The 24,201-nt window shown below is 67.1% G+C and carries 22 protein-coding genes; 9 read left to right on the top strand and 13 right to left on the bottom strand.

Annotation, left to right across the window (positions count from 1 at the left end; all coding sequences use genetic code 11):
* Positions 1-28 precede the first annotated feature (28 nt).
* Entirely contained in the window at positions 29-736 is a 708-nt protein-coding gene (locus AC3FJ6_RS11015; protein ID WP_488771893.1) for a glutathione S-transferase N-terminal domain-containing protein, read from the bottom strand.
* Between the two features lie 244 nt (positions 737-980).
* Between AC3FJ6_RS11015 and AC3FJ6_RS11010 the strand changes: the two genes are divergently transcribed.
* Positions 981-1,985, top strand: coding sequence for a hypothetical protein (locus AC3FJ6_RS11010; RefSeq protein ID WP_488771892.1), 1,005 nt, complete (start codon positions 981-983; stop codon positions 1,983-1,985).
* 32 nt (positions 1,986-2,017) lie between these two features.
* Here the strand turns inward: AC3FJ6_RS11010 and AC3FJ6_RS11005 are convergent, their stop codons facing one another.
* The 3 genes from AC3FJ6_RS11005 to AC3FJ6_RS10995 all read right to left on the bottom strand — a co-directional run bounded on the left by AC3FJ6_RS11005 (position 2,018) and on the right by AC3FJ6_RS10995 (position 7,919).
* Entirely contained in the window at positions 2,018-2,986 is a 969-nt protein-coding gene (locus AC3FJ6_RS11005) for a glycosyl hydrolase (protein WP_488771891.1), read from the bottom strand.
* Positions 2,987-3,015: 29 nt separating this feature from the next.
* Positions 3,016-5,139, bottom strand: a complete 2,124-nt coding sequence (locus AC3FJ6_RS11000; RefSeq protein WP_488771890.1) for a di-heme oxidoreductase family protein — start codon at positions 5,137-5,139, stop codon at positions 3,016-3,018.
* A 461-nt stretch (positions 5,140-5,600) separates the two neighbouring features.
* Positions 5,601-7,919, bottom strand: a complete 2,319-nt coding sequence (locus AC3FJ6_RS10995; protein ID WP_488771889.1) for an FdhF/YdeP family oxidoreductase — start codon at positions 7,917-7,919, stop codon at positions 5,601-5,603.
* Positions 7,920-8,214: 295 nt separating this feature from the next.
* Here AC3FJ6_RS10995 and AC3FJ6_RS10990 point away from each other — a divergent pair, with 295 nt between their 5' ends.
* Positions 8,215-8,478 (top strand): hypothetical protein, encoded by a 264-nt coding sequence (locus AC3FJ6_RS10990; protein WP_488771888.1) that lies wholly within the window; start codon positions 8,215-8,217, stop codon positions 8,476-8,478.
* Between the two features lie 8 nt (positions 8,479-8,486).
* The gene (locus AC3FJ6_RS10985) at positions 8,487-8,624 is read left to right on the top strand and encodes a hypothetical protein (RefSeq protein ID WP_488771887.1); all 138 of its coding nucleotides are present in this window, start codon (positions 8,487-8,489) and stop codon (positions 8,622-8,624) included.
* An 87-nt stretch (positions 8,625-8,711) separates the two neighbouring features.
* On the opposite strand, the gene AC3FJ6_RS10980 is transcribed toward AC3FJ6_RS10985, so the two are convergent.
* On the bottom strand, positions 8,712-10,238 hold the full coding sequence (locus AC3FJ6_RS10980) for a sensor histidine kinase (RefSeq protein WP_488771886.1): 1,527 nt from the start codon (positions 10,236-10,238) through the stop codon (positions 8,712-8,714).
* Between the two features lie 244 nt (positions 10,239-10,482).
* Between AC3FJ6_RS10980 and AC3FJ6_RS10975 the strand changes: the two genes are divergently transcribed.
* On the top strand, positions 10,483-10,956 hold the full coding sequence (locus tag AC3FJ6_RS10975; RefSeq protein WP_488771885.1) for a Dps family protein: 474 nt from the start codon (positions 10,483-10,485) through the stop codon (positions 10,954-10,956).
* A 77-nt stretch (positions 10,957-11,033) separates the two neighbouring features.
* Here the strand turns inward: AC3FJ6_RS10975 and AC3FJ6_RS10970 are convergent, their stop codons facing one another.
* The 5 genes from AC3FJ6_RS10970 to AC3FJ6_RS10950 all read right to left on the bottom strand — a co-directional run bounded on the left by AC3FJ6_RS10970 (position 11,034) and on the right by AC3FJ6_RS10950 (position 15,215).
* Complete coding sequence (locus tag AC3FJ6_RS10970; protein WP_488771884.1) at positions 11,034-12,005, bottom strand: cytochrome d ubiquinol oxidase subunit II; 972 nt, start codon at positions 12,003-12,005, stop codon at positions 11,034-11,036.
* A 16-nt stretch (positions 12,006-12,021) separates the two neighbouring features.
* Positions 12,022-13,422, bottom strand: coding sequence for a cytochrome ubiquinol oxidase subunit I (locus AC3FJ6_RS10965; RefSeq protein ID WP_488771883.1), 1,401 nt, complete (start codon positions 13,420-13,422; stop codon positions 12,022-12,024).
* A 6-nt stretch (positions 13,423-13,428) separates the two neighbouring features.
* On the bottom strand, positions 13,429-13,905 hold the full coding sequence (locus tag AC3FJ6_RS10960) for a DUF3331 domain-containing protein (RefSeq protein ID WP_488771882.1): 477 nt from the start codon (positions 13,903-13,905) through the stop codon (positions 13,429-13,431).
* Positions 13,898-14,908, bottom strand: coding sequence for a helix-turn-helix transcriptional regulator (locus AC3FJ6_RS10955; protein WP_488771881.1), 1,011 nt, complete (start codon positions 14,906-14,908; stop codon positions 13,898-13,900). The genes AC3FJ6_RS10960 and AC3FJ6_RS10955 overlap by 8 nt, the downstream gene beginning before the upstream one ends.
* A gap of 151 nt (positions 14,909-15,059) precedes the next feature.
* Positions 15,060-15,215 carry a hypothetical protein gene (locus tag AC3FJ6_RS10950; RefSeq protein WP_488771880.1) on the bottom strand — a complete coding sequence of 52 codons (156 nt, stop codon included), beginning with the start codon at positions 15,213-15,215 and terminating at the stop codon, positions 15,060-15,062.
* A gap of 265 nt (positions 15,216-15,480) precedes the next feature.
* On the opposite strand from AC3FJ6_RS10950, the gene AC3FJ6_RS10945 reads away from it, so the two are divergent.
* Together AC3FJ6_RS10945 and AC3FJ6_RS10940 are read left to right on the top strand one after the other, a co-directional pair.
* Positions 15,481-16,980, top strand: a complete 1,500-nt coding sequence (locus tag AC3FJ6_RS10945; RefSeq protein WP_488771879.1) for an efflux transporter outer membrane subunit — start codon at positions 15,481-15,483, stop codon at positions 16,978-16,980.
* Positions 16,977-18,155 carry an EmrA/EmrK family multidrug efflux transporter periplasmic adaptor subunit gene (locus AC3FJ6_RS10940; RefSeq protein ID WP_488771877.1) on the top strand — a complete coding sequence of 393 codons (1,179 nt, stop codon included), beginning with the start codon at positions 16,977-16,979 and terminating at the stop codon, positions 18,153-18,155. Before AC3FJ6_RS10945 ends, AC3FJ6_RS10940 begins: the two co-directional genes overlap by 4 nt.
* A gap of 69 nt (positions 18,156-18,224) precedes the next feature.
* Here the strand turns inward: AC3FJ6_RS10940 and AC3FJ6_RS10935 are convergent, their stop codons facing one another.
* Genes AC3FJ6_RS10935 through AC3FJ6_RS10925 form a run of 3 tightly spaced genes read right to left on the bottom strand, consistent with a single transcriptional unit; the run spans position 18,225 to position 20,778 of the window.
* Entirely contained in the window at positions 18,225-19,736 is a 1,512-nt protein-coding gene (locus AC3FJ6_RS10935) for an MFS transporter (RefSeq protein ID WP_488771876.1), read from the bottom strand.
* Positions 19,718-19,927, bottom strand: coding sequence for a hypothetical protein (locus AC3FJ6_RS10930; protein ID WP_488771875.1), 210 nt, complete (start codon positions 19,925-19,927; stop codon positions 19,718-19,720). The genes AC3FJ6_RS10935 and AC3FJ6_RS10930 overlap by 19 nt, the downstream gene beginning before the upstream one ends.
* A 29-nt stretch (positions 19,928-19,956) precedes the next feature.
* A complete protein-coding gene (locus AC3FJ6_RS10925; RefSeq protein ID WP_488771874.1) occupies positions 19,957-20,778 on the bottom strand; it encodes an alpha/beta fold hydrolase in 822 nt (273 codons plus the stop codon).
* A gap of 292 nt (positions 20,779-21,070) precedes the next feature.
* Here AC3FJ6_RS10925 and AC3FJ6_RS10920 point away from each other — a divergent pair, with 292 nt between their 5' ends.
* From AC3FJ6_RS10920 to AC3FJ6_RS10910, 3 genes are all read left to right on the top strand, one after another.
* Entirely contained in the window at positions 21,071-21,487 is a 417-nt protein-coding gene (locus tag AC3FJ6_RS10920) for a response regulator transcription factor (RefSeq protein ID WP_488771873.1), read from the top strand.
* Positions 21,484-22,137 carry a response regulator transcription factor gene (locus AC3FJ6_RS10915; protein WP_153946069.1) on the top strand — a complete coding sequence of 218 codons (654 nt, stop codon included), beginning with the start codon at positions 21,484-21,486 and terminating at the stop codon, positions 22,135-22,137. Before AC3FJ6_RS10920 ends, AC3FJ6_RS10915 begins: the two co-directional genes overlap by 4 nt.
* A 296-nt stretch (positions 22,138-22,433) precedes the next feature.
* A partial coding sequence (locus AC3FJ6_RS10910; RefSeq protein WP_488771872.1) for a chitinase occupies positions 22,434-24,201 on the top strand: 1,768 nt, incomplete at its 3' end.

The raw sequence follows: 24,201 nt of genomic DNA, 5'->3' as shown, positions 1-24,201 counted from the left end.
GGGGGGGGGCGGCCCGATGCCGCCCGCGTCAGTCCGGCCGCTTCGGAATATCGACCGCGCGCTGCACGGCCGGCCGCGCCACAAAGGCCGCCAGCACCCGCGACACTTCCGGAAAGTCCTGGATGCCGACCAGGTCGCCTGCCTGGTAGAAGCCCAGCAGATTGCGCACCCACGGGAACGTGGCGATGTCGGCAACGGAGTAGTCGTCGCCCATGATCCACTGGCGGCCCTTGAGGCGTTCGTTCAGCACGTTCAGCAGCCGCTTCGATTCGGCCACATAGCGGTCGCGCGGACGCTTGTCCTCGTAGTCCTTGCCCGCGAACTTGTGGAAAAAGCCCACCTGGCCAAACATCGGGCCGATGCCGCCCATCTGCCACATGACCCACTGCAGGGTCTCGTAGCGCAGCGCGGGGTCGGCCGGCATGAACTTGCCGGTCTTGTCGGCCAGGTACACCAGGATCGCGCCCGATTCCCACAGCGCCAGCGGCTGGCCGCCGGGGCCGTTGGGGTCGATGATCGCCGGGATCTTGTTGTTCGGGTTCAACGACAGGAATTCGGGCGAGGTCTGGTCGTGCTTGTCGAAGCGCACCAGGTGCGGCTCGTAGGGCAGGCCGGTTTCTTCCAGCATCAGCGATACCTTGATGCCGTTAGGGGTATTGAGCGAATACAGCTGCAGGCGGTCGGGATGTTGTGCCGGCCATTTGCCGGTGATCGGAAAGTCGGACAGAACGGTCATCGTGATGAGCTTTGTTGTTTTGTGGGCGAAAACGGCCATGGTAATGGCTTTGGCGCAATTTCGCCTGGCAGCAGGTAAATACCCCTGACACCGCGGGGCCACGCCGGACTGTTGCGCTTGCCTGACACGCACTGGCATCGATGCGCCCCGATGACTACTCTCCATTTGGCTGTTCAGTCATCTGGATGGTATCCGCCGCGCACGGGCGGGCCATATCCTCTAGCTTCTTTCAAGGGAGGGCAGCATGAGGACCTTCTTGGGACTCGCTGCCGGCTGCATGCTCGCCGCCGGCTGCACATCGACACCGAAAGCGCCACCGGTATCGGCCTTCAAGGCCGACGACCTCAGTGGCAGACCGAAGCGCGCGGCGCAGGCCTGGGTGGCCGCCGGCAAGGACTGGTCGGCGGACAAGGATCTGGGGACCCTGCTGGCCCTGCCCGAAAACCGCGAAATCAGGGACCTGCTGGCGTCGTCGCAGTGCGCCGAGCCCCCGTCGAAATCTTCCTCGAACGCATCGGCTTCACCCGCCCGGGCCGCCACCGCAGCCGGCACCGCGTTCGTGGCCAGCGGTACGCGGCTCGTGGCAGACCTCTACGCCGACAAGGACCAGGGCAGCCCTGAACAACTGAAGCGCGAAGCGATCGACGCCAGCACTGTCGATGTGAGCATCTCGGCGGCCGGATTCCGTGGGGTCCGCTGCGCGGTGTTCGCACGCTATGCGTTGGCCGATGCGCCGTCGCGCCCCGGGCTGGTGGCCGTGCTGGCCATCGAACAACGGCTGCAGGACGGCAAGTTCACCGACTACTTCCGCTTCCGTCCGCTCTATATCCGGGCTGCGAACACGATTTCGAAGACGGCCGCGGGCAACGGGGGGCAACCGGCGCAGATCGCGGTGTCGTTCGCGCTGGTGACCCGCCAGCTCGTGGTCAATGGCGAAGGCGCGGCAACGTTTGCCGAACTGGGTTCGGCGGCCACCACCGTCGCCCGGGTGCCGCTGGGCGGCGACGGCATGCCATGCATTACGGCGCAATGCAGCGGCATGTCGCCGCCGGTGCCGGTGCCGGTGGCGCGGGGCACCGTGGTCCTGGCGATGGGTGTCAGCGAGGCGGGCGACGTGGGTGCCGAGATCGACCAGATCCGCGTGGAGCGCGAAGCGGTGGCTGCGGCGCGCGTGCCCGGGATGCCAACCCTGACGGCACCGGCCGTGACGCCGCCGGCCCATGGATCGGAGCGCCACCTGTCCCGCTAGTTGCGGCAGTCCAACCCAATCCGGGCCTGTTGTCAGAACGGCAGGCCCAGGTAATAGCGGCCCAGTTCCGACAGCTCGCCATCGGCGCCCAGCAGGCTGGTGAAATGCGGATCGGGGTTCCAGCGGCCCGTGAACCATGCGTAGCGGAAGACATCGGTGCGCTGCTCGCAGGTGGCCACCATGTCGCGCATCTGCGTCTTCTGCTTTTCCAGCGTATCGACCTGCGTGCCGTCGGCATTGCTGTGCCAGTTGGCGAATTCGGTGACCCAGAACGGTTTGCCATACTTGGCCAGGCGGTCGAGTTGCCCGCCCAGGCCATAGTCGTACCAGTGGAAGGCCAGGTAATCGATCTGGGGATTGCGGTTGCCGTTGGCGGCGCGATACGCGTTGTAGAACCCGTCGAGCCAGACCACGGGATCGCTGTAGCCCGGCATGGTGCCCCACGTGATGGCCGGGCCGACCAGCTTGACGCCGGTACGGCCGGCGATGGCCTCGAACTGCGGCCATGCGGCGGCGGCCGCGGCAGGCGACAGGTTGGCCTGGTCCGTCAGGTTCGGCTCGTTGATCAGCAGCAGGTACTTGACCTCCGGGTGGTCCTTCAGCCAGGTTTCCACCGTGGCGGCATCGAAGGCGTAGTCGTTCCAGAGCATTGGCACGAAGTCCATGCCATAGGCGGCGCGCGGGTCGGCGGGTGCCGATGCGCTGGGCCTGGGCGACCAGTTGTACCACCACGATACCCCGGGGGCCAGCGCCGCCAGGTCGGCCTTGCTGGCCAGGTCGTAGGCGATGCCGCGCTTGGCGCTCTTGGTCACGCCGGGCGTGGCGGACGGCGGCGTGGTGGGCGCGGCGGGCGTGCTTGGCGAGAGGTGGCCGCCGGCGCCGCCGGAGCTGCCGTTCGCGGACGCCGGGGTGCCGCCGTCGCCGCCGCCACCGCAGGCGGCCAGCGCGAAAGCCATCAGCAGCGGCGCCATGGCACGGCTGCGTAGGGTGTGCATCAGCATGTGAGTTTCCATGTTCTGGCGTCTGCGCGCTACAGCGATTGCAGGAACGCCGTGATCGCGTCGCGGTCGGCCTTCGGCAGGGCTTCGTAGCGCTTGCGGCTGTCGGTGGCCTCGCCGCCATGCCAGAGCACGGCTTCCGGGATGGTGCGGGCGCGGCCGTCATGCAGCAGGCGCACGCTGGCGTCGCCACCCTGCACGAAGCGCAGCGAGCCAAGGCCCCACAGCGGCGCCGTGCGCCACTGGCTCGGATACGCGCGGCCCTCGGACAGCGTGTCGGCCAGGTCGGGCCCCATGTCGTGCAGCAGCAGGTCGGTGTACGGATGGATGATCTGCTCGCGAAGCTCGGCAAATGGGTGCGTGGCGCCGGTCTTCAACGTTGGCGTATGGCAGGCCGCGCAGCGCACCTGCGCGAACAGGTCGGTGCCGCGCGCGATTTGGGCCGGATCCACATCATGCTCGGGCGACACACGGACGCCGTCGGGGAAGCCGCTGCGCAGCTTGCGCTGGGCCGGCACGGCGATCAGCGACAGGTAGTGCGTCATGCGCTGCAGTTCGTTCTCGCTGACGGACGTCGGCGTGGTGACCGTGTGGCAGTTCGCAGCCCCACGCTGACAGCCGTAGTCGGGGAACACGGGCGACGTCACGCCGAGGTCCTTGATCAGCGCGTCGGCCACCTGCTGGCGGATGCTGCCCTTCGATGCCTTCCAGCCAAAGCGGCCTACGTGGGTCTTGCCCGTCTGCGGATCCACCACGAGGTTGGCCACGCCACGGATGCCGTCGCCATTGGCGTCATCGGGATCGGCCAGGCCCAGGATGGTGGACTCGGGAATGGCCTCCAGCAGCCCCATGCCGATCACCTGCGCGGCCTGGCGCGCCGAGTAGCGTCCCGGAGCCGGGCCCTTGAACGCGAAGACCGGCTTGACCAGTTCCACCTTCTCGCCATCGGGCAACGTGCGCACGGTGGTGTCGAACGACTGCACGGTGACATCGTAGGCGGCCGCCTTGGCATCCTGCGCGTGCTGCTGCACGTTGTGGCCGTAGACTGGGTCGGGGCCGGTGCCGTCGCCGCTGGCGGTCAGGAACGACATCGTATCCAGCTTCGCGCCAAGCGCCAGCGGCTTGCTGCGGCCGTTGTTGGTGTGGCATTCGATGCAGCGCGGCTGGTTGTAGCGCGCGCCGAGCTGGCCGATATGGGCCGCGAACACGGGGTTGTCGCGATCGTGCTCGGAGTGCGTGCCGTCGGCGAACGATGTGTGGAACAGCCGGCGTCCTTCCACGAATCGCTGCGTATTGGTGATGCCGATGTTGTTGGCCATCTGCTGGAAGACCCGCATCGGTTCTTCCGAGTAGTTGTACGACAGGCTGGCCTGGCCGCCCAGCAGGGCGTCGTCGGGCAGCGGTTCGGAATCGAGGTTCGGGGCGATGCCGTACCACGGGCGCATGCCCACGCCAACGATGTAGAGCTGCTCGAACGAGTAGTAGCGGCTGCCGCCGCCATCCACCACCGGGTCGCGCTTGAGCCGCGGCGCCGGGGCCAGTTCGACCTTGTCGCCGATCTTCAGCGGGCTGTGCGGGTCGGTGCGCCAGTTCGAATCGAAGGTCATCATGCAGTCTTCGCGCGGCTGGTTCTCGCGGCAGATCGGCAGGCCGCCTTCCTTCGGATTGTTGAAACCGTAGTTCAGCGACCAGCCATAGTCGCGCACGGTGGGATCGAGCACATTGCGGAACAGGCTGAACGTGGTGCCATCGAAGATGCCCTGGTTCACGCGCAGATAGACCTCGATCAGCTGCTTGCCGGCGGGTACGTGGTCGCGGATTTCCAGGCCGAACGTGCGGTTCTGGAAGTAGAACGTGGGGAAGGTCAGGTAGCGGCCCGGACCCGCGTCCGGGGCGTCCCAGGCTTCGCCGCGCTCGCGCGCGTGGCGCTCGGTCGGGCGCGAGCCCATCATCGTGACCAGCGTGCCGTCGGGCTCCCGGTACTGGATCTGTTCCATGACCGGCGTATCGGCACCGTACAGCGGTTCGTAGAGCGATGGCGTGACAGTCGGCGCAGGCGCCGGACTGCCGTCACCGCCCCCTCCGCCGCACGCAGCGGCCATGAATACGGCGGCCAGCAGCAGTGCCGGCCCACGATGGTGAGCGATTTTTCTCATTGTATTGACCCTTCGTTCTTATCCGAGCCGCGCCGGGCTCCGTTCTCGATTTTTTTATTCCCGGCTTTGGCACGGACATCTGCCATGCGCCGCGAAACGGCCCATTCCCTGTAGCCGCGGCGATTATCGTGAGCCGGTTAAATAGATGTCAATTGTCATTATCTGGCGCACCGGGTGACAAAAATTGCGCCTTGCGGTGACGAGGATCGTCACCGCTTGACGGGACGCCGGATACAGCCGGGTCGATGACCTGTACATGACGGAAACCGGAGGTTTTCTGCCGGTGGACGGCGCTTCCGGTCTTGCAGGGTGCGTGCCGCGTGGGCCAATCTGGTGCAGATTTCGTTGCGCAAAAGCCGCAGACATTGCCACGGCGGCGGCGATGAAAAGGGGCCACTTGCCAGCGGATGGCAGTGGCCGGGGCCAGGCGTCGAGATATCAGGCGCCCAATGCGTTGACGCTCAAAGAGATACGGTAGGCGCGCTGGCCCGATGCAGCAGCACCGGTACCGATTTTGAAGTCGGTGTATTGCAGAGGTCGGCAACGCTATCCAGCGGCACCAGGGGGTTGGTCTCGGGGTAATAGGCCGCCACGCAACCGCGTGGAATGTCGTAGGCAACCAGCCGGAACCCGTCGGCGCGCCGCTCGATATCGTCGTGCCAGACCGTGGTCATGTCGACCCATTCCCCGTCGCGCAGGCCCAGCATCTGCAGGTCCGCCGGATGGATGAACACCACGCGGCGCTGGCCGAAGACGCCGCGGTAGCGGTCGTCCAGCGCGTAGATCGTGGTGTTGTACTGGTCGTGCGAACGCGTGGTCATCAGCGTCATCACGCGTTCGCCGTGGCGGGCGCGGGCCTGGGCGATCGGCGTGTCGGGGGTCAGCGCGTTGACCAGGAACTCGGCTCTGCCGGACGGCGTGTGCCATTGCCGCTCGCGCGCGGGCACATAAAGGTGAAAGCCGCCCGGTACCGCCACGCGGGCGTTGTAGTGCTCGAATCCGTCGACGACCTCGGCGATCTTGTCGCGAATGCGCGCGTAGTCCTGCGCGTACCAGCGCCAGTCAACGGTGGCGCTGCCCAGCGTGGCATGGGCCAGGCCGGCGATGATCGCGGTCTCGGACATCAGGTCTGGCGACGCGGGCGTATTCATCCCGAACGAGATATGCACCTTCGAGACCGAGTCTTCCACCGTTACGCCCTGCGGCACGCCGTCCTGCAGGTCGATCTCGCTGCGGCCAAGCGTGGGCAGGATCAGCGCCTCCTTGCCGTGGACCAGATGGCTGCGGTTGAGCTTCGTCGAGATATGCACGGTCAGGTTGCACGCGCGCAGCGCGTCCCACGTGCGAGCCGTGTCCGGCGTAGCCGCCGCGAAGTTGCCGCCCAGCGCCACGAAGATCTTCACGTCGCCGCGCAGCATGGCTTCGATGCTCTCCACCACGTCGTAGCCATGCTCGCGTGGCGGTGTGAAGCGGAACGCCGCGCCCAGCTTGTCGAGGAAAGCTCCCGTCGGTTGTTCCTCGATGCCGACCGTCCGGTTGCCCTGCACGTTCGAGTGGCCCCGCACGGGACACAGGCCCGCGCCTTCGCGCCCGATATTGCCGCGCAGCATCATGAGGTTGGTCAGCATCTGGATGGTCTGCACCGAATGCTTGTGCTGGGTCAGCCCCATACCCCAGGTGCAGATCACGCGCTGGCCACGCGCGTAGATCGCGGCCAGACCTTCGATGTCCTCGCGCGGCACGCCCGATTCCTGCTCGATGACGGTCCACGATTCGGCACGCAGGTCCGCCGCGAAGGCGTCGAAGCCGTGCGTGTGTTCGCCGATGAACGCGGTGTCAAGCACGCGGGCCGCACCCGTGGCCTGCGCCTCGTCGTCCAGTTCCAGCACGCGCTTGGCCACGCCCTTGATCAGCGCGTAGTCGCCGCCCAGCGTAGGGCGCACGAACACCGAGCAGATCTTCGTGTCGGACATGGTCAGCATTTCCACCGGGCTCTGCGGACTGGTGAATCGTTCCAGCCCACGTTCGCGCAGCGGGTTGATCGACACCAGCGTGGCACCTCGCCGGGCACAGTCGCGCAGTTCGGCCAGCATGCGCGGGTGGTTGGTGGCCGGGTTCTGGCCGAACAGCAGCACGGTGTCGCAGGTCTCGAAATCCTCCAGCGTCACGGTGCCCTTGCCGACACCCACCGTATGGGGCATGCCGCGACTGGTGGCCTCGTGGCACATGTTCGAGCAGTCAGGGAAGTTGTTGGTGCCGACCATGCGCGCGAACAACTGGTACAGGAACGCGGCCTCGTTGCTGGCGCGGCCCGAGGTGTAGAAGGCCGCCTGGTTCGGATCGGGCAGCGCGCGCAGGCGGGTGCCGATCAGCGCGAATGCGTCCTGCCAGGAGATCGCCCGGTACGTGTCCGTCAGGCCGTCGTAGATCACGGGCTCGGTCAGGCGGCCGTGCTGCTCCAGTTCGTAGTCGGTCTGCGCCATCAGGGCCGTCACCGTGTGTTGCGCCAGAAATGCGGCTGTCACGCGCTTGCCGGTGGATTCCGCGGCCACGGCCTTCACGCCGTTTTCGCAGAACTCGAACGTCGAGGCGTGTTCGCGGTCTGGCCAGGCGCAGCCGGGGCAGTCGAAGCCGTCCGCCTTGTTCTGCCGGAACAGCATCGCGTAGTCGCGGCCGGGCACGCGCTCCTTGATCAGGTTGATGGCCACGTACTTCAGCGCACCCCATCCGGCGGCGGCATGGGGATAGGGTTCGATGCGTGGCTTTGTCTTGAAGGCCATGGCGGGGGCTCCTGCCTGAAGGGAATCGATACGTCGGGATGGCCCGAGCGTATCGGCGGCAGGGTGGCGGGCGTTGCCGCTGGCGGCAGGGGTTTCGGTTTTGCACGCCCGGCGATGCGCCATGCAAACCAAAGGATGATGGTGCTCTACAAATTGACTAGCGCGAGGCAACCCACGTACGAATGCGCCGCACGGCGGTGCCGCCTACGATGGATTCACGGGCATGCGACGCAGGCCCTGGCGGGGAACCGGAGAGTTTTCCCCGTCTGCAACGCAAGTCAACCAGGAGTCCATCATGATTCGCAAGCACATCCTTCCCGTTCTCGTGGCATGCGGCGTGGCCGCCGTCAGCGCCCTTGGCACCGGCATGGCCAATGCCGCCGAGACCGGCAGGCACCCGGCCAAGCAGTCGCATCCGCAGTACAACATCGACCAGCCGCGTGACGTCTACACGCAGGGCGCGCGCTTCAATGTGTCGCCGGCCGACCAGGGCCGCTTTATCCAGGTTGGCCAGGACCTGACCGGCGTATCGGCGCCTCCGGGCAACACGCCTGCCTGAGCGCCGGCATGATCGCCAATGTCGAAATCGACGGCCGGGCCGCCAGCGCGGCCGTCGGTGGTGTCACGCTGGCGCTGGCATGGCTGGGCGTCTGTGCCGCCAGTTGCGGCATGGCGCTGGTCACGGCGCTCTGGGCAGGCGTCTGAGGTGCCGCCCAAGCGCCGTTTTTTTACGCTCGATCGGGGTTCAGAGCGCTACGCAACGTTCGCCCAAGGTCCGCCCCAGGGCCGCGATCAGGCCGCTTCCTCGGTCGCCTGCCCGCCATCGGCCATCCGTTGCGGCAGCCGTACCATCATCTTCGCACCGCCTTCGGGCAACGATTCCGCCGCGATGCTACCGCCATGGGATTCCACGATGTTCCGGCAAATGGACAGCCCCATGCCCATGCCGTCCGGCTTGGTCGTGTAGAACGCGTTGAACAGGCGGTCCATGTCCTTGTCGGGAATGCCCGGACCCGTATCGCTGACCACCAGCAGCACCGTATGGTCTGGCATGACGCGGCTGGCCAGCGTGAGCCGGCGCCGGCCGGACACGTGCGACATGGCCTGCGCGGCGTTCACCATCAGGTTCACCAGCACCTGCTGCAGTTGCGTCCAGTCGCCATGAATCCGCACGCCGTCGGCATCCAGGTCCAGGTCGGCCGATACCTGATGGTCCTGCAACTCGCGCCGCACCAGTTCCAGCGAAGCCGTCACCAGGTGGTCGACGCCGATATCCACGTATTTGGGCTCCGACTTCTGCGCCATGGCGCGAATCTGCCGGATGATGTCGTTGGCGCGGCTGGCGTCGCGAATCACTTGTTCGATGGATTCGGTGGCTTCCGCGATCTCGGGCTCGTCGCGCTGCAGCCAGCGCAGTGCCGAGCTGCCGCAGGTGACGATGGCGGCCATCGGCTGCGTCACCTCGTGTGCGATCGACGCGGCCAGCTGGCCCAGCGTGGTCACACGCGACACATGCGCCAGTTCGGTCATGGTCCGATGCAATGCCTGCTGCGTCTCGATGGCGTCGGTGGTATCCATCAGGGCGCCCACGTATTCGTGCTGGTCGCCGGCCGTGGCGCTGCGGCGCGCCACCAGATGCACGTGACGGATCGCGCCACCGGGCAGCAGTAGCCGGTGCCGCAGATCCACGCTCTCCACGCCGCCGAGCATGGCCGCATGCACGCGCTGCACTTCGACCAGATCGTCGGGATGCACGCGGGTGAGCACCATGCCGAAATGCGGTGCCTCGCCCCGCGGGTAGCCGAGGATACGGAACGCCTCGTCCGACCACGTCATCGTGTTGGCCGGCAGCCGCAGCGCGATACTGCCGGTCTTGCTGAGCCGCTGGGCTTCGGCCAGGAATGCTTCGCTGCGCGCCAGGGCGGCTTCGGTACGGCGCCGCCGCGCCATGTCGGCCAGGTTGCGCAGCGCCAGCAGCGTAGTGGTGCCGATGGCCAGCAGGGCAAAGACGAAGCGTGCCAGCTGGCCGTGATCGGGGTCGGGGTTCTGCGAAAACGCAAAGGCCGCCACTGTGAGCACCAGCGCCGTGGCAGCGGTGACCCGGGTGGCGCGGATCGATCCGGTCAGCGCCACCAGCAGGATGACAAGCACATAGACCACCGCGATGGCGAAATCGAGTGGCGTCAGGGCGTCGATCGCGAAGACACACAGGCCCAGCAGGCCTGCCGCGCCCATCAACAGCCGGTTCGTGGTGGTGTTGTACATCCTGTCGCCCGTATTGCTGGTTGTCGGTATGCCCATGCCCACGGCCGGCAGCATGGCCCGACGCTGATATTAGTCCTGAATGACTGGTCGAGGAATCATATGAAGGTATAGGAGATGTCCATGCATTCGTCGCCCTTCGGGAACCTTGGGTGCGTTTTTGCAAGCGGTTGATCTGGGGACAATCCGCGTCAGCGCCGCAGGTGCACAGTCGAGATGGACACCCGCCCGCGCCGCTGGCGCCCGCGAGTGCACAGAATCGGGGCGCATAGCCCTTTGGTATGCCTTACTGGAGCCCATCATGACCCTTACCCAGCTTGACGATCCCGGCCTGGCCGTCACCGAAATCTCGGATCACCTGAACCGGCTGCTGGCCGACGTCTTCGCGCTGTACCTGAAGACCAAGAACTTCCACTGGCACATGTCCGGCCCGCACTTCCGCGACTACCACCTGATGCTGGACGAGCAGGCCACCCAGATCTTCGCGATGACCGACGACGTGGCCGAGCGCGTGCGCAAGCTCGGCGGCACGACGCTGCGCTCGATCGGCGCCATCGCACGACTCCAGCGCGTGCGCGACAACGACGCCGAGGACGTCTCGCCCAAGGCCATGCTGCGCGAGCTGCATGCCGACAACCTCACGCTGGTCCAAGCCATGCTCGATGCCCACGCGGTCTGCGACGACCACGCCGACGTGGCCACGGCCAGCCTGCTCGAAAACTGGATCGACGAAGCGCAGCGCCGCGCGTGGTTCCTGGCAGAGTCGGTCAGGTAACGTCGCCGACGCCCAACGCCAAAGCCCTCTCCGTTGGAGAGGGCTCTTTTTTTTCGAGAGCCGGCGCCGCATGCAGCTCAGACGGCCACCTTGCCGCGGAACACGTGATACTGGTACAGGTTGTAGCCCAGCATGACCGGCAGCAGCACGCCAATGCCGATCAGCATGAATACCAGCGTCCGGTCGTCGGAGGCGGCATCGATCAGCGACAGCCGCCCCGGCACCACGTTCGGGAACAGGCTGACGGCCAGTCCGCCGAACGACACCAGGAACAACAGCATGGCTGCGCGGAACGGAGCGCGGCGGCGGCCGGTCCAGGTCGACCCGGCAATCCAGGAGACCGCCAGTGCGGCCATCACACCCAGCGCCAGCAGCACGGCCAGCACGCCATGCTGGTGCCAGCGGTGGGTGCCGATCAGGCTCAGCCGCAGCGTGGCGCCGTGCAGCACCAGCGCACTGACGACGGTGATCGGCAGCGTTGCCAGTGTCCACTTGCGCGCCGAAGCGTCGACCGGATACGACGTCTTCTTGATCAGGTAGGTGGCGCCCAGCAGCGCGTAACCGGCGGCCACGCCCACGGCGGCAACCAGCGTGAACACGGCGTTCCATGCGCCCGGATCCAGCCCGGTGATGATGCGTCCGAGGATCACGCCCTGGGCCACGGCGGCCAGCAGGCTACCGACGCCGAAGACCCGGTCCCAGAACGGGCCGCGATGGGTGGCGTGGCGGAACTCGATGGCCGCGCCGCGCATGATCAGCCCGGCGATCAACGCCATCAGCGGCAGGTACAGCTGGGGCAGCAGCATGGCGTAGGCGGCCGGGAAGGCGCCAAACAGTCCGCCCCCAAGCACCACGAGCCAGGTTTCATTGGCATCCCAGACGTGGATGATCGATTCGACCATCACGTCGCGCCGTTCGCGCTCGGGCTCGAACAGGCTCAGGATGCCGATGCCAAGATCAAAGCCGTCCGTGACGACATAGGCGGCCAGCATCAGGCCCAGGATGCAGAACCAGAGCGATACCAGCAGGGTATGGGCGTTGGTTTCCATGGCGAGTCTCCGGTGGTCAGTAGGTGCTGCGCTCGACGGCCGCCGGCAGGGCCGCCGGGGCGGTTGCCGGGGGGCTGAGCGACAGGTCCGGCCCCTGGCGCAGCCAGCGCGCGGCGAGCCAGGCGAAGGTCACCAGCAGCACTGCGTAGAAGGCGCCGAACATCGCGATGCTGCCGGTGACGTCGGCGGGGGAAATGGCGGTCGAGACCCCTTGCGGGGTGCGCAACAGGCCATAGACCAGCCATGGCTGGCGACCCACCTCACGCACGATCCAGCCGCACTCGACGGCCAGGTACGGCAAAGGAATGGCGACGATCCACGCCAGCAGCAGCGCCCGATGCTGGCTCAGGCTGGCGGGCTGTTGGCGCGTGCGGCGCAGCACCCGTGCCGTCCACAGCGCCAGCGCCACGAACAGCACGCCGATGCCGGCCATCACCCGAAACGCGTAGTAGAGCAGCGGCAGCATCGGGGGCTGGTCGGCGCGCGGAATATCGACCAGGCCCGTGACGGTGCCATGTACCTTGTGCGTCGCCAGCAGGCTCAGCATGCCGGGCACCTCGATGGCCCAGTCATTGCGCTGGGCGGCCTGGTTGGGCCAGGCCAGCAGCGACCACGACGCGGCCGTGCCCGGCGCATTGGTCTGCCAGTGGCCTTCAATGGCGGCGCCCTTGGCGGGTTGCGTCTCGAAGACGTCCACGCCGCTGCCGTCGCCCAGCCATACCTGCAACGGCGCCACGATTACCAGCAGCACCATGGCCAGACGGAACGAGCGTGCGAAGAACGCGGGCTGGCGCCGCTTCAGCAGGTACCAGGCCGAGATGCCGGCCACCACCACCAGCCCGGTTTCCAGCGCGGCCGTCCACATGTGGCTGATGCCCCAGAGCGCATCGGGATTGAAGATCGCGCGCAGGTAATCGGTGACGACGATCTTGCCGTCCTTCACCGCCACGCCGGCTGGGGTCTGCATCCACGAATTGGCCACCATGATCCAGAAGGCCGACAGCGACGAGCCCAGCGCCACCATGCCAGTGGCAAACAGGTGCACGCCGCGCGGCACACGCTCCCAGCCGAACATCATGATGCCGACAAAGCCGGCTTCGAGCATGAAGGCCATGGCGCCCTCGAAGCCGAGGATGTTGCCGAAGAACTGCCCGGTGAACTGCGAGAACGCGCTCCAGTTGGTGCCGAATTCGAACTCCATCGGGATGCCGCTGACCACGCCGACGGCAAAGTTCAGCAGCAGCAGCTTGCTCCAGAACCGCGCGTGGCGATACCACGCCACGTCGTTGGTGCGAATCCAGAGCACTTCGACGATGAACAGGAAGGCCGACAGGCTGATGGTCAGGATCGGCCAGAGGATATGAAAGATCGCGGTGAAGGCGAACTGCAGCCGAGACAGGTCGGTGACGTCGTGCATGGCGCGTTACCTGGCGTTCGACCGGTAGGCGATGGTGGGTTGCGCGTCGTCCAGCGCGGGCGCAAGGGCCACGCCGGCGCTGTCCATGGCGGAGGCCAGGATCATCGCGTCGGCGTTGAGCGCGGGCGGACGCGAACGCTGCGGGCGAAACACCAGGTCGCTCTTGTCGATGGGCTGGCCGGACAACGCGCAGACGCCGCTGTCGCGGGCCGGGCCGATGGTCCATACCTGCGCCCCGTAGCGGCAGTGCGTGGCGTCGCGCCAGCTCACGACGGCCATGGCACTGCTGAGCCGTTCGATGATGCTGACGATGGGGGCATGGGCGCGCAGTGCGTTGTCCTCGGCGGTGTAGGTCAGGGACGCCAGCGTCTGGCGCTTCGGATCCAGCAGCGCGATGGTGCGCAGCCACGTGTCGCAGGCGCTGTCGCGCACGTCCACCAGATCGCGGGTGTCGACGGATGCGGGGTACAGGGTTTCAGCCATGGGAGCTCCCGGAAGTAGAGGTGACCTTGACGCGCCAGCAGTGCGGCGTGTCGCCGACGAATCGCTTGAAGACGGTGGTGAAATGGGCTTGCGACCGGAATCCGCAGCGCATGGCCACTTCCAGCACGCTGCCGTCGCCGCCGCGCAGCAGGTCCTGTGCGTGTTCGATACGGCGGCGCACCAGGTATTCGTGCGGGCGCATGCCCGTGGTACGCCGGAACTGGGCGGCAAAGTACATGCGCGTGAGCCCGGTGCTGCGCGCGATATCAGCCAGCCCGATGGGCGCGGACAGGTTCGCGTCCATGAACGCGATGGCGCGGCGCAGACGCCACTGGGGCAGCGTGGTCACCGCACGCGTGTTCGACGCAATGCGCTGGAAATGATTGGCCACCACGCGCGCCACGATGGCCAGGGCCACGCTGTCGGCAAAGATGCGGCCCAGGCCCGGGTCCTGCGAATGCGCCACGGCCAGGGCCTGGCCAAGGCGTTCCAGTGCCGGGTCGGCATGGAAGAACGGATCTTCGAGCCGCAATTCGCCGTCGTGGTCGTGGCCGAACTGGTCGGCATAGCAGGCCGCCAGCACCGATTGGGGTACGAACAGATGAAGCACGTCAGTGGCTGAAGCGTACACGGCGCTGGTGGCGGTGCCCGGCGCGGTCACGTGGACCGCACCGGCACCCAGTCGTCCGTCAAACACCGGCATGCCGCCGCACAGGAAGCGGATCGAGCTGGACCGCAGGTTGATGGCGATGCAGTGCCGGGTGGGGTCGCCTGCGTGCGACACCGTGTCAGGCGGCTCGCCGTCGCAAGTCCAGCGCGACACCACGATGGCGTCACGGTGGCCGGGCGTGACCACCGCCTCGGGGGCGTGTCGCCAGCGGGTTTCTCGCTGGACGAAGCCGGGCGCCTGCGCGGCGGCCACGCGAAGCTGGGGCGCTGCCCTGGCAGGTGCGGCGCCAGAGGCGTCAGGGGCGTTGAGGACGATGGTTGCTACATCTTTCATGGTGGGGCTCCGGGATGCGGTATCGGTGCGGCGGCGGGCGTTCAACCGGCGTACTGGAGGTACGCGACGGCAATCAAAATCAGGTTCAGCACGGCGAGGACGATCCAGCCGTACATCAGCAACAGGCTTTCCTGGTCGGACATGACGGCGCTCACAAGTGGTGGTGCGACAGCACGGCGTGCGCTGCGGCGTGAACTGGCTCGATGGCCTGTTGCCACATGCCGTAAACCACGGCGCCAGCCACGCCGACCGTAGCGAAGGCGAGGGTGATGGCGATGATCGGCATCCAGAGCTTCTGAAGTGTCATGGTGCGGCTCCCGTGGAAGCAGTCGGTGGTTGACTGGAATGCTAGGAGCCGGGTACGGATGCCCACAATTGCCGCGTAGGTGGTGCGGTGTTAAACGAAGGTATAGGCCGCGCCAACGCAATGCACCGGAAAGGGGCGAAATCGCGCGGATAGCGGCGGTCCCGCCACCCGGTAGTGCCATCCCGAAATAACTTGGCGTTGGCAACCACGGCCTTGCGCGCCAGCGGCCATCATTCCCGGCATCAACCATCGGAGTGAGGCCGTGATGCATGCCGCGACCGGATGGCGGCACCTGCCCGTGGCTGCCGCCGTGCTGACTACCCTGGCGCTGACGGGCTGCGCCGCGTTCGACCACAGCCGCCCCACGCAGACGCCGGCGGTGGTTACCGGCATCGCGCAGAGTCTGCCCGCCCAGCATGGCCAGTGGCCGCCGCAGGACTGGATCGACCGCTTTGGCGACCTCCAGCTTGGCGCACTGGCCCGCGAGGCCGTTGCCGGCAGTCCGACGCTGCAGGCCGCGCGGGCGCGCGTGGAGGCAGCCCGCGCCGTGGCCGAGGGCGCGCGCAGCGGCCTGTATCCCGACATCGATATCCGCGGCGGTGTGTCGCGCCAGCGCATTTCCGAGACCGACCTGCTGGGCGCCACGCCGCTGTCGGGCCGCTGGATCAACCAGGTGCAGCTGTCCAGCGGCCTGACGTATGACCTGGACTTCTGGGGCCGGCACCGTAGCGCGCTGCGGGCCGCGATCTCCGGCGTGCGCGAAGCCGAAGCCGAAGGCCAGGCTGCGCAGTTGCTGCTGACCACGGGCGTGGCACGCGTCTACGCGCGGCTGGCCACGCTTTACGTGCTGCGCGACATCACCACGCAAACGATTGCCCAGCGCCGCGAACTGTCCGCGCTGGGCAAGGCCCGGCTGGTGGCTGGCCTCGATACCCAGGTGGGCATCACGCTGCAGGACGCCGACCTGGCCAGTGCCGAGGCGGATCTGACGCATATCGACGACACCATCACCGTGACGCGCCACCAGATTGCCGCGCTGCTGGGCAAGGGCCCCGACCGCGGACTGGCGATCACCCGGCCGGTGCTGCTGAACGGCTCGGGTGGTCATCCGCCGGCCGGATTGCCCGACGACGCGCGCATCGGGCTGCTGTCGCGCCGCCCGGACCTGGTGGCCGCGCGCTGGCGCGTGGAGGCTGCCTCCAAGGACATCGACGTGGCGCGTGCGGAATTCCTGCCCGACGTCACGTTGTCCGCCATGGCCGGCCTGACCACGATCACGCCGTCCGATTTCCTGCTTGGTGCTAGCCGGGCCTTTGCCTTTGGCCCGTCGCTGCGGCTGCCGGTGTTCGAAGGGGGCCGCCTGCGCGCCAACCTGCACGCGCGCTACGCCGACTACGACGCAGCCGTGGCCGACTACAACCAGACGCTGGCCGATGCATTGCGCGAAACGGCCGATGCCGTCGGCAGCCTGCAAGCCGTGGCCGCCGAAACTGCGCAGCGGCAGCGGGCACAGGCGCTGGCCGAGCGTGCCTATGCGCTGGCTTCCGGCCGCTGGCAGGCCGGCCTGGCCAACCAGCTGGCCGTCCTGACGGCGCAGGACAGCGTCCTGGCGCAGCAACGCCAGGTGGCCCAGCTCCAGGGGCAGCAACTCGATCTCCAGTTTCAGCTGGTCTGGACGCTGGGCGGCGGCTACGTCGGGCAGTTGCCGGAACATGCCGCAACCCAGTCCGCCGCATCACCCAATCCCACCACGACCTCACCATGAACACACCCGCCCCGCCCGCTGCTCCCGCCGCGCCCGCACCGTCGGCCGAAATGCGCCCCGTACCGCGCCGCCGCCTGATCACCGTGGCCGCCCTGATCGCCGTGGCGGGCATTGGCGCCGGCGCGTACTGGTGGACCATCGCCCGGCACTTCGCGTCCACCGATGACGCCTATGTGTCCGGCAACGTGGTGCAGGTGACGTCGCTGGTGCCGGGCACGGTCGTATCGATCGCGGCAGACGACACCCAGCGCGTGACGATGGGCCAGCCGCTGGTGGGGCTGGACCCCACCGACAGCGAGGTGGCGCTGCAGCAGGCGGCCGCGCAACTGGCCGAAACGGTGCGCCAGGTGCGCACGCTTTATGTCGGCAACGGCACGCTGCAGGCGAACATCGCGCAGCGCCAGGCCACCGTGGAGAACGCCCGTGACGATCTACGCAGGCGCATGTCGGTCGACGGGACCGGCGCCGTATCGAAAGAGGATGTCGACCACGCCCGGTCAACGCTCAAGGAAGCGCACGCGGCGTTGCGTGCCGCGCAGGAACAGCTGGCATCGAACCTGGCCCTGACGCACAACACCAGCATCGCGCAGCATCCCGACGTGGCGCGCGCCGCCGCAAGCTATCGCGCCGCCTACCTGGCCCACGCGCGTTCGACACTGCCGGCGCCAGTCACCGGCTTCGTGGCGCGCCGCGCGGTGCAGGTGGGCCTGCGCGTGGCGCCCGGTGTGCCGCTGATGGGCGTGGTGCCGCTGGACCAGGTCTGGGTGGACGCGAACTTCAAGGAAAACCAGATGAAGGACATGCGCGTGGGCCAGCCGGTGTCGCTGGTGGCCGATTTCTACGGCGCCCAGGTGCGCTACGACGGCAAGGTGGCCGGCTTTGCGGCCGGCACGGGCGCTGCGTTCTCGGTGCTTCCCGCGCAGAACGCCACTGGCAACTGGATCAAGGTGGTGCAGCGGCTGCCGGTGCGGATCACGCTCGATCCCGCCCAGCTGGCGGCGCATCCGCTGCGCATCGGCCTGTCGATGCAGGTGACCGTGGATGTTCACCAGCACGACGGCGCCAGCCTCAACACGCTGCCGACCGTGACGCCGCTGTCCACGGACGTCTACGCACTGGTGGGTCGCGACGCCGACGCGAACATCGCGAAGATCATCGCGGCCAACGAGCGTTGAGCGCGCGGTGGATGCTGCGCCGCGCTCCCGCAAGCGGGAGGGAGGAGGCCGCAAACGGTCATGGGGAACTCACCGCAGCCACCGCTGCCAGAGCGCAAAGCCGGCCACCAGCAGGCAGCCGGGCGCCACGATGGCCAGCAGGTTGGCGCCGGCCAGCAACACCGCCTGCTGGTCGATCTGTTGCGACAGGCCGATCAGTGCGGCGCCATGCGGCAGCGGTGCGATGCCGAACCGGTCGACGCGTGCCACCAGGTGCGTGCGCGCCAGCGCCTCGCCGTACTGCAGGCATTGGGCGGCGGTGCCCGTGCCGGCGGCCGATGCCACCTGGCGCACGATGTTCTTGAACTGGTAGGTGTGCGAGAAATCGTCGAGCGGTGTGTCCAGGAACGTCAACTTGGCCACGACGATCAGGCTGAACGGCAGCGCCGCGCTCTGCAGCAGCAGTGCCGGCACCACGCGGCCCAGCGACAGGTCCGTCATCAGGCGCGTGGCCAGCATCCACGCCGCGCCGGCCAGCAAGACATAGCCCAGCGCCAGCCAGCGTCGCGACCCCGGCAGGCGCGCGCCATACAGCACGAACACGATGGCTGCCACCACGCCCGCCGTGGCGGTCAGCGTCGTTACCATGCCGGTGGTCTCGAACGAGAAGCCCAGGCCGAGCTGCAGCACGATCGGGATCAGGTAGTTCCAGAGCCCGGCCACGAACGAGTAGGTGGCGTAGAAGCCCAGGCCGGTCAGATAGCGTTTCCCGCCCAGCCGGCGCGTATTCAGCCACGGGTCGGGATGCCGGTGCAGCCGGAGGAAGGCCAGCGTCATCAGGGCGGCACCCGCCAGCGGGCGGACCATCACGATGGGCGTGCTGGCTGCGGTGTAGAGCCGCAGATCGGCCAGGCCATGCACCAGCACCAGTGCCCCCAGACCCAGCAGCAGCACGGTGTACCAGTCCATCGCGGCAAGGGTGTCGATGTCAGGCGAGCGGGGCGGGGTGACGCGGTGCGGATAGGTGACCGACACCAGCAACAGCGTGGCGGCGGCGCCGATGGCCTGCACCACGAAGATCAGGCGCCAGCTGGCATCAAGGATCAGCGTGGCGGTGATCCACGGCGCCGCGGCCAGCATGCCGATGGCGCCCAGCACGAACGGCCACAGCAGGCGAGGGCGCTCCTGCGGGGCGGCGATCATCTGGATCAGCGTGCGCGCGGCAGCGAACAGGCCGCCCGCACCAAGCCCCTGCACGGCCAGCGCCACCGAGAGCTGCACGATGTTGTTCGATGCCGCGCACAGCAGGGCGCCCGCGATGGCCACCAGCAGGCCCAGCATCGTGAAGCCCCGGTAGCTGACCAGGTCCGCGATGCGCCGCAGCATCAGGTTGGCGACGATGGCGGCCGCGGCATAGGACGTAAAGCACCAGAGAAAGTCGTCGGGCGTGGCGTAGACGCCGGCGCGGATCTGCACCGCGCCGGTGGCCAGCATCGACGTGGCCACGAAGTCGACCCCCGTGGCGCACCCCAGGGCCAGCCCCATCAGCAGCACACCGCCGCGCGTGACGCGCGGCAGGGCGCCTAACGCGACGGATGGCATGCCGCCTTGCCGTCGTGGCACCTGGCCGGGGTCTGGGGCGCGGTCTTGGCCCCGGCCTTGGCGGCCGGCAGCACGCTGTAGTCGTAGCGGTCGGCGGCAAACGGGCTGGTGGCCGGATCGGTGGCGTGGGCGGCCACGGCGCCCAGCAGACAGGTGGCGGCAAGGATGGCTCGAACCAGAATCGGACGCATGTCGGTTCTCCGGTTGGTGCGGCGATGGATCAGCGGTTCAGGAAGGCCAGCAGGTCGGCGTTGACCTCGTCGGCTCGCGTGACGCACATGCCGTGCGGAGCGCCGGCGTACACCTTGAGGGTCGCGCCCTTGACGATGCTGGCCGACAGGCGGCCGGCATCGTCGATCGGCACGATCTGGTCGTCGTCGCCATGCAGGACCAGCGTGGGCACGTCGATCTTCTTCAGGTCTTCGGTGTAGTCCACCTCCGAGAACTCCTTCACGCACAGGTATTGGCCCAGCACGCCGCCGGCCATGCCCTGCTGCCAGAAGTTGTCGATGGTGCCCTGCGCCACCTTGGCGCCCGGACGGTTGAAGCCGAAGAAAGGCAGCGCCAGGTCCTTGTAGAACTGCGAGCGGTTGTCGGCCACTCCCTGGCGGATGCCGTCGAAGACTTCCATCGGCAGGCCGCCGGGATTGGCCTCGGTCTTGAGCATGATCGGCGGCACGGCGCCGATCAGCACCGCCCCGGCCACGCGCTTCGAGCCATGCCGGCCGATGTAGTGCGCCACTTCGCCTCCGCCGGTGGAATGGCCAACCAGCGTGGCGCCCTGGATGTCGAGGGCGTCGAGCACGGCGGCCAGGTCGTCGGCATAGGTGTCCATGTCGTTGCCGTGCGCGGGCTGGTCCGAGCGGCCGTGGCCGCGACGGTCGTGGGCAATCACGCGAAAGCCGTGCTGCACCAGGAACAGCATCTGGGCGTCCCAGGCGTCGGCATGCAGCGGCCAGCCGTGCGAGAAGACCACGGGGCGGCCGGTGCCCCAGTCCTTGTAGAAGATGCGGGTCCCGTCCTGGGTGGTGATGTAGCTCATGTCGGTCTTCCTGAGGAGAGAGTGAGGCTTGAGGCTACCGCCGGCGCGGGGCGGACCGTTCCGCGTGATCGGCGCTGCTTTCGCATATGCACGTCCGGGCGCCGGATTCGGCGCAGACCGTCCGGCGCGGGCTTTCAAAGGGCTTGCAGCGGGCTTTCGGAGGGTGCTGGCAGGGCTGGCCGAACGTCCGGGCGCCGTGTCGCGGCGGGCCGACGCCTATACGAAGGCATAGTGTTGGCCATCGATGCGGGCCGCTACCATTGCGCCATAAGATTGTTGTGAGGTACCGGCCTTGGCCAAGAAACTGGTTGTCGCCATCATTGACGACGACGAATCCATTCGCGCGGCGACTTCCCGGCTGGTCCGTTCGCTGGGTTGGGAGGCGCGCACTTACGCATCGGCTCAGGTCTTTCTGGAGGCTGCCGGGACGGCCGAGGCGCATTGCATCCTGTCCGATGTCCAGATGCCAAAGATCAGCGGGCTGGAGATGCTGCGCACCCTGAACGCGCAGGGCAGCCAGGTTCCGGTAATATTCATCACCGCGTTCTGCACCGATGCCATCCGCCGCGAAGCCTTGCGTGCCGGCGCGCAGGCATGTCTGTGCAAACCTGTCGATGGCGCGGCCGTCCAGCGATTCCTGGAAGATGTGGCGTCCGGCGCGCTTGCGCCGCGCCCCGAGACCGCGCCCGGAACGAAAGTGAATCCATGAATACAGCGATCCCGTCCGGAGAAGGGGTGTCGGTGGTCTACGTGGTGGACGACGACGAGTCCATGCGCCGTGCGGTGTCGATGCTGCTGCGCTCGGTCGGCTACCAGGTCGAGACCTTCGCCTCGGCCACCGATTTCCTCGCGGCGCCCCGGCCAGATATCCCCAGCTGCCTGATCCTCGACGTCCGGCTGAAGGGCCAGAGCGGCCTGGCGGTGCAGGAACAGTTCGCCGCCAGCAAGATGCCAATCCCGATCATCTTCATGACGGCCCACGGCGACATCGCCATGTCGGTCAAGGCCATGAAGGCCGGCGCAATGGATTTCCTGGCCAAACCGTTCCGCGACCAGGACATGCTGGACGCCGTCGAAAGCGCCCTGACGCGCGACGCCGCCCGACGCCAGACCGACACGCGCGACGCCGGCCTGCGCCAACGCTACGACGAACTGACCCCCCGCGAAAAAGAGGTCATGGCCTACGTGGTACGCGGCCTGCTGAACAAGCAGATTGCCGCCGAACTGACGCTCAGCGAAATCACCATCAAGATCCACCGCGCCCAGGCCATGAAGAAAATGGGCGCCCGCTCGCTGGCCGACTTCGTGCTCAAGGCCGAGGCGCTAGGCATCATCGATTCGGCGCGGAACGGGGTATAGGCAGATGCTCTGTGCGCCAGGCGATGCGCTTAGCGCACCATTCGCTCCTGTCGAACATCGGTAATCCACGATCTTTCGAGAAAACTGGCGATCATTTGCGATACGCCAGATGGGGTGGTTTTTTCTGTTTTGCGAAGAGACGAACACGGGTAGCGTGCGACGCACAGTAACGTGCGTTGCAACGATCCCATGTCAGCAAACGAATTCGAGGCCGAGCGTCCCGGCCCGGCAGGGCTTTTGATCGGCCTTTGCGTCTGTTGTCCAGTATTGCGCAGTGTGTGGCGGAGCCGGCGGCCATGAAGTCGACCGCCGTACCCAACAAGCCGCCGCCCCCACTGAAACCCCTCCGCTTCACCTTTCCCCTGCGAAAAAAGGCTGCAAAGGAAGGCGCGCCCGGCGTCGAGGTCACCGACGAGCACGAGTTCCACCGCCTGCTCCGACTCGAGCCGGGCGGCGCCTTTGCCGTCAGCGCCCACGGCATGTGGCACGGCGGCATCCATATCAGCGAAGCTGGCGCTGGCCAGTTCCTCGACCTGACCGGTGGCGTGCTGGCGATGGCCGACGGCGAGGTCGTCGCGTGGCGACTGGATCGAACCTGTCCGGTTACCGAGCTTCCCGGCAACGGCCAGCAGCCCGCCATCCAGGCTTGCTACAGCACGGGTTTCGCCCTGGTGCGCCACAAGATGGAGTTTCCACGCGGGACCTGGCTGACCTTCTACAGCCTGTACATGCACCTGCAGGACCTGGCTGGCTACGAGGACAGGAAGACGTTGCCCCGCCCGGCCCATTGGTCACCGGAGTTCAAGGTCACGACGTTCGCCCGGGATCAGCCACGCGCCAGGCCGGGCCTGCGCGCTGCGCCCGCCAAGCAGAAGGGGCTGCGCGTGCGGTCAGCACGGGCCGGCGGCACGGCGCTTGGCATCCTGCCGCAGGGCACACAGTTCAGTATCAGCGAGCGCACTGGCAACTGGGGAAAGATCGCACGCAGCGGCCCGCCGATTCCGGCCAGCGTTGGAGACTTCGTGGCGCCCGATGCTGCGGTCGGCGGCTGGGTATTCCTTGGGCGCGAGCATGGTGGACAGGTGGTCGAGGAATTCATACCCGACACCGCGCTCGACTGCATAGTCGTTCCTCCAAAACCGATCAAGGTCAAAGCGGGCCAGTTGCTCGGCCACCTTGGCCGGTACGACTCGCTCAATCATTCGGCGCCCACCCGCATGGTTCACATCGAGTTCTTCTGCGGCGAAGACATCAAGACCTTTCTTCAGACGAGCCGAGCCTGGATCCAGGAACACTCGCCGTATCCCGCGCGCTGGAAGGCGTTGGGGTTACCCGGCGAAGCCACGCTGCTGCGTATCGACAGGCGAACAAAGCTCTATAAGGCGGCCCATCAGGAGGGAAAGGACGCTCCGCGCACCGATGTCGTCCTAATGCTGTCGTTAGCGGAACTGGGCCGGCGAAAGGAACACAAGTTCAAAGAGACAAGCCCAGGCGCGGACAACCTGAAGCTCAACTGGTGGAAAGTGCACAGCGCCAATATGCTTGGCAACGAAATCAGTGGCTGGGTACGAGAACAGAATTTCGCGGGCGGTCGCGTCACGCGCGAGTATCCGCAGGGGTGGGTGGACTTCCAGACCATCGAGGGCGCGCATGACTCCGCCCATACGCTATGCGCCAAATCAGAAGCGTACGTCGACTATGCCTGCGACAAGGACATGCCGGCCACCGCTGCGCTGGACAAACTTAGTCCGCTAATGAAAAGCGTCTATCAGGCAATTTGCCCCGGCAGTAACGGCGACCGTGCCATCGACGAGCTATGCGTGGCCGCGAAAGACAGATGGCAGTCGCTGCGCGCGTCGCGCCTGATTATTCGGCACGAAAGCGAATGGGCCAACCCGTCCAAATGGAAATCGCTGACTGCGGAACTCGAAAAGGAAACGGGTGCAAATGCCCAGTACGCAGCCGAGCAACGGCGTATCGAGAAACTGGTGTGGTGGGAAGAGGTCAAGGCGAGACTGCCTGATTTACCTGGTCCGGCGGTGTTTCATATGCATCCGGTGGGGG

The organism is Cupriavidus sp. 94F1 (genome assembly GCF_057798875.1).
The sequence above is the reverse complement of the archived record's forward strand: the minus strand, read 5'-3'. Positions and strand labels throughout refer to the sequence as shown.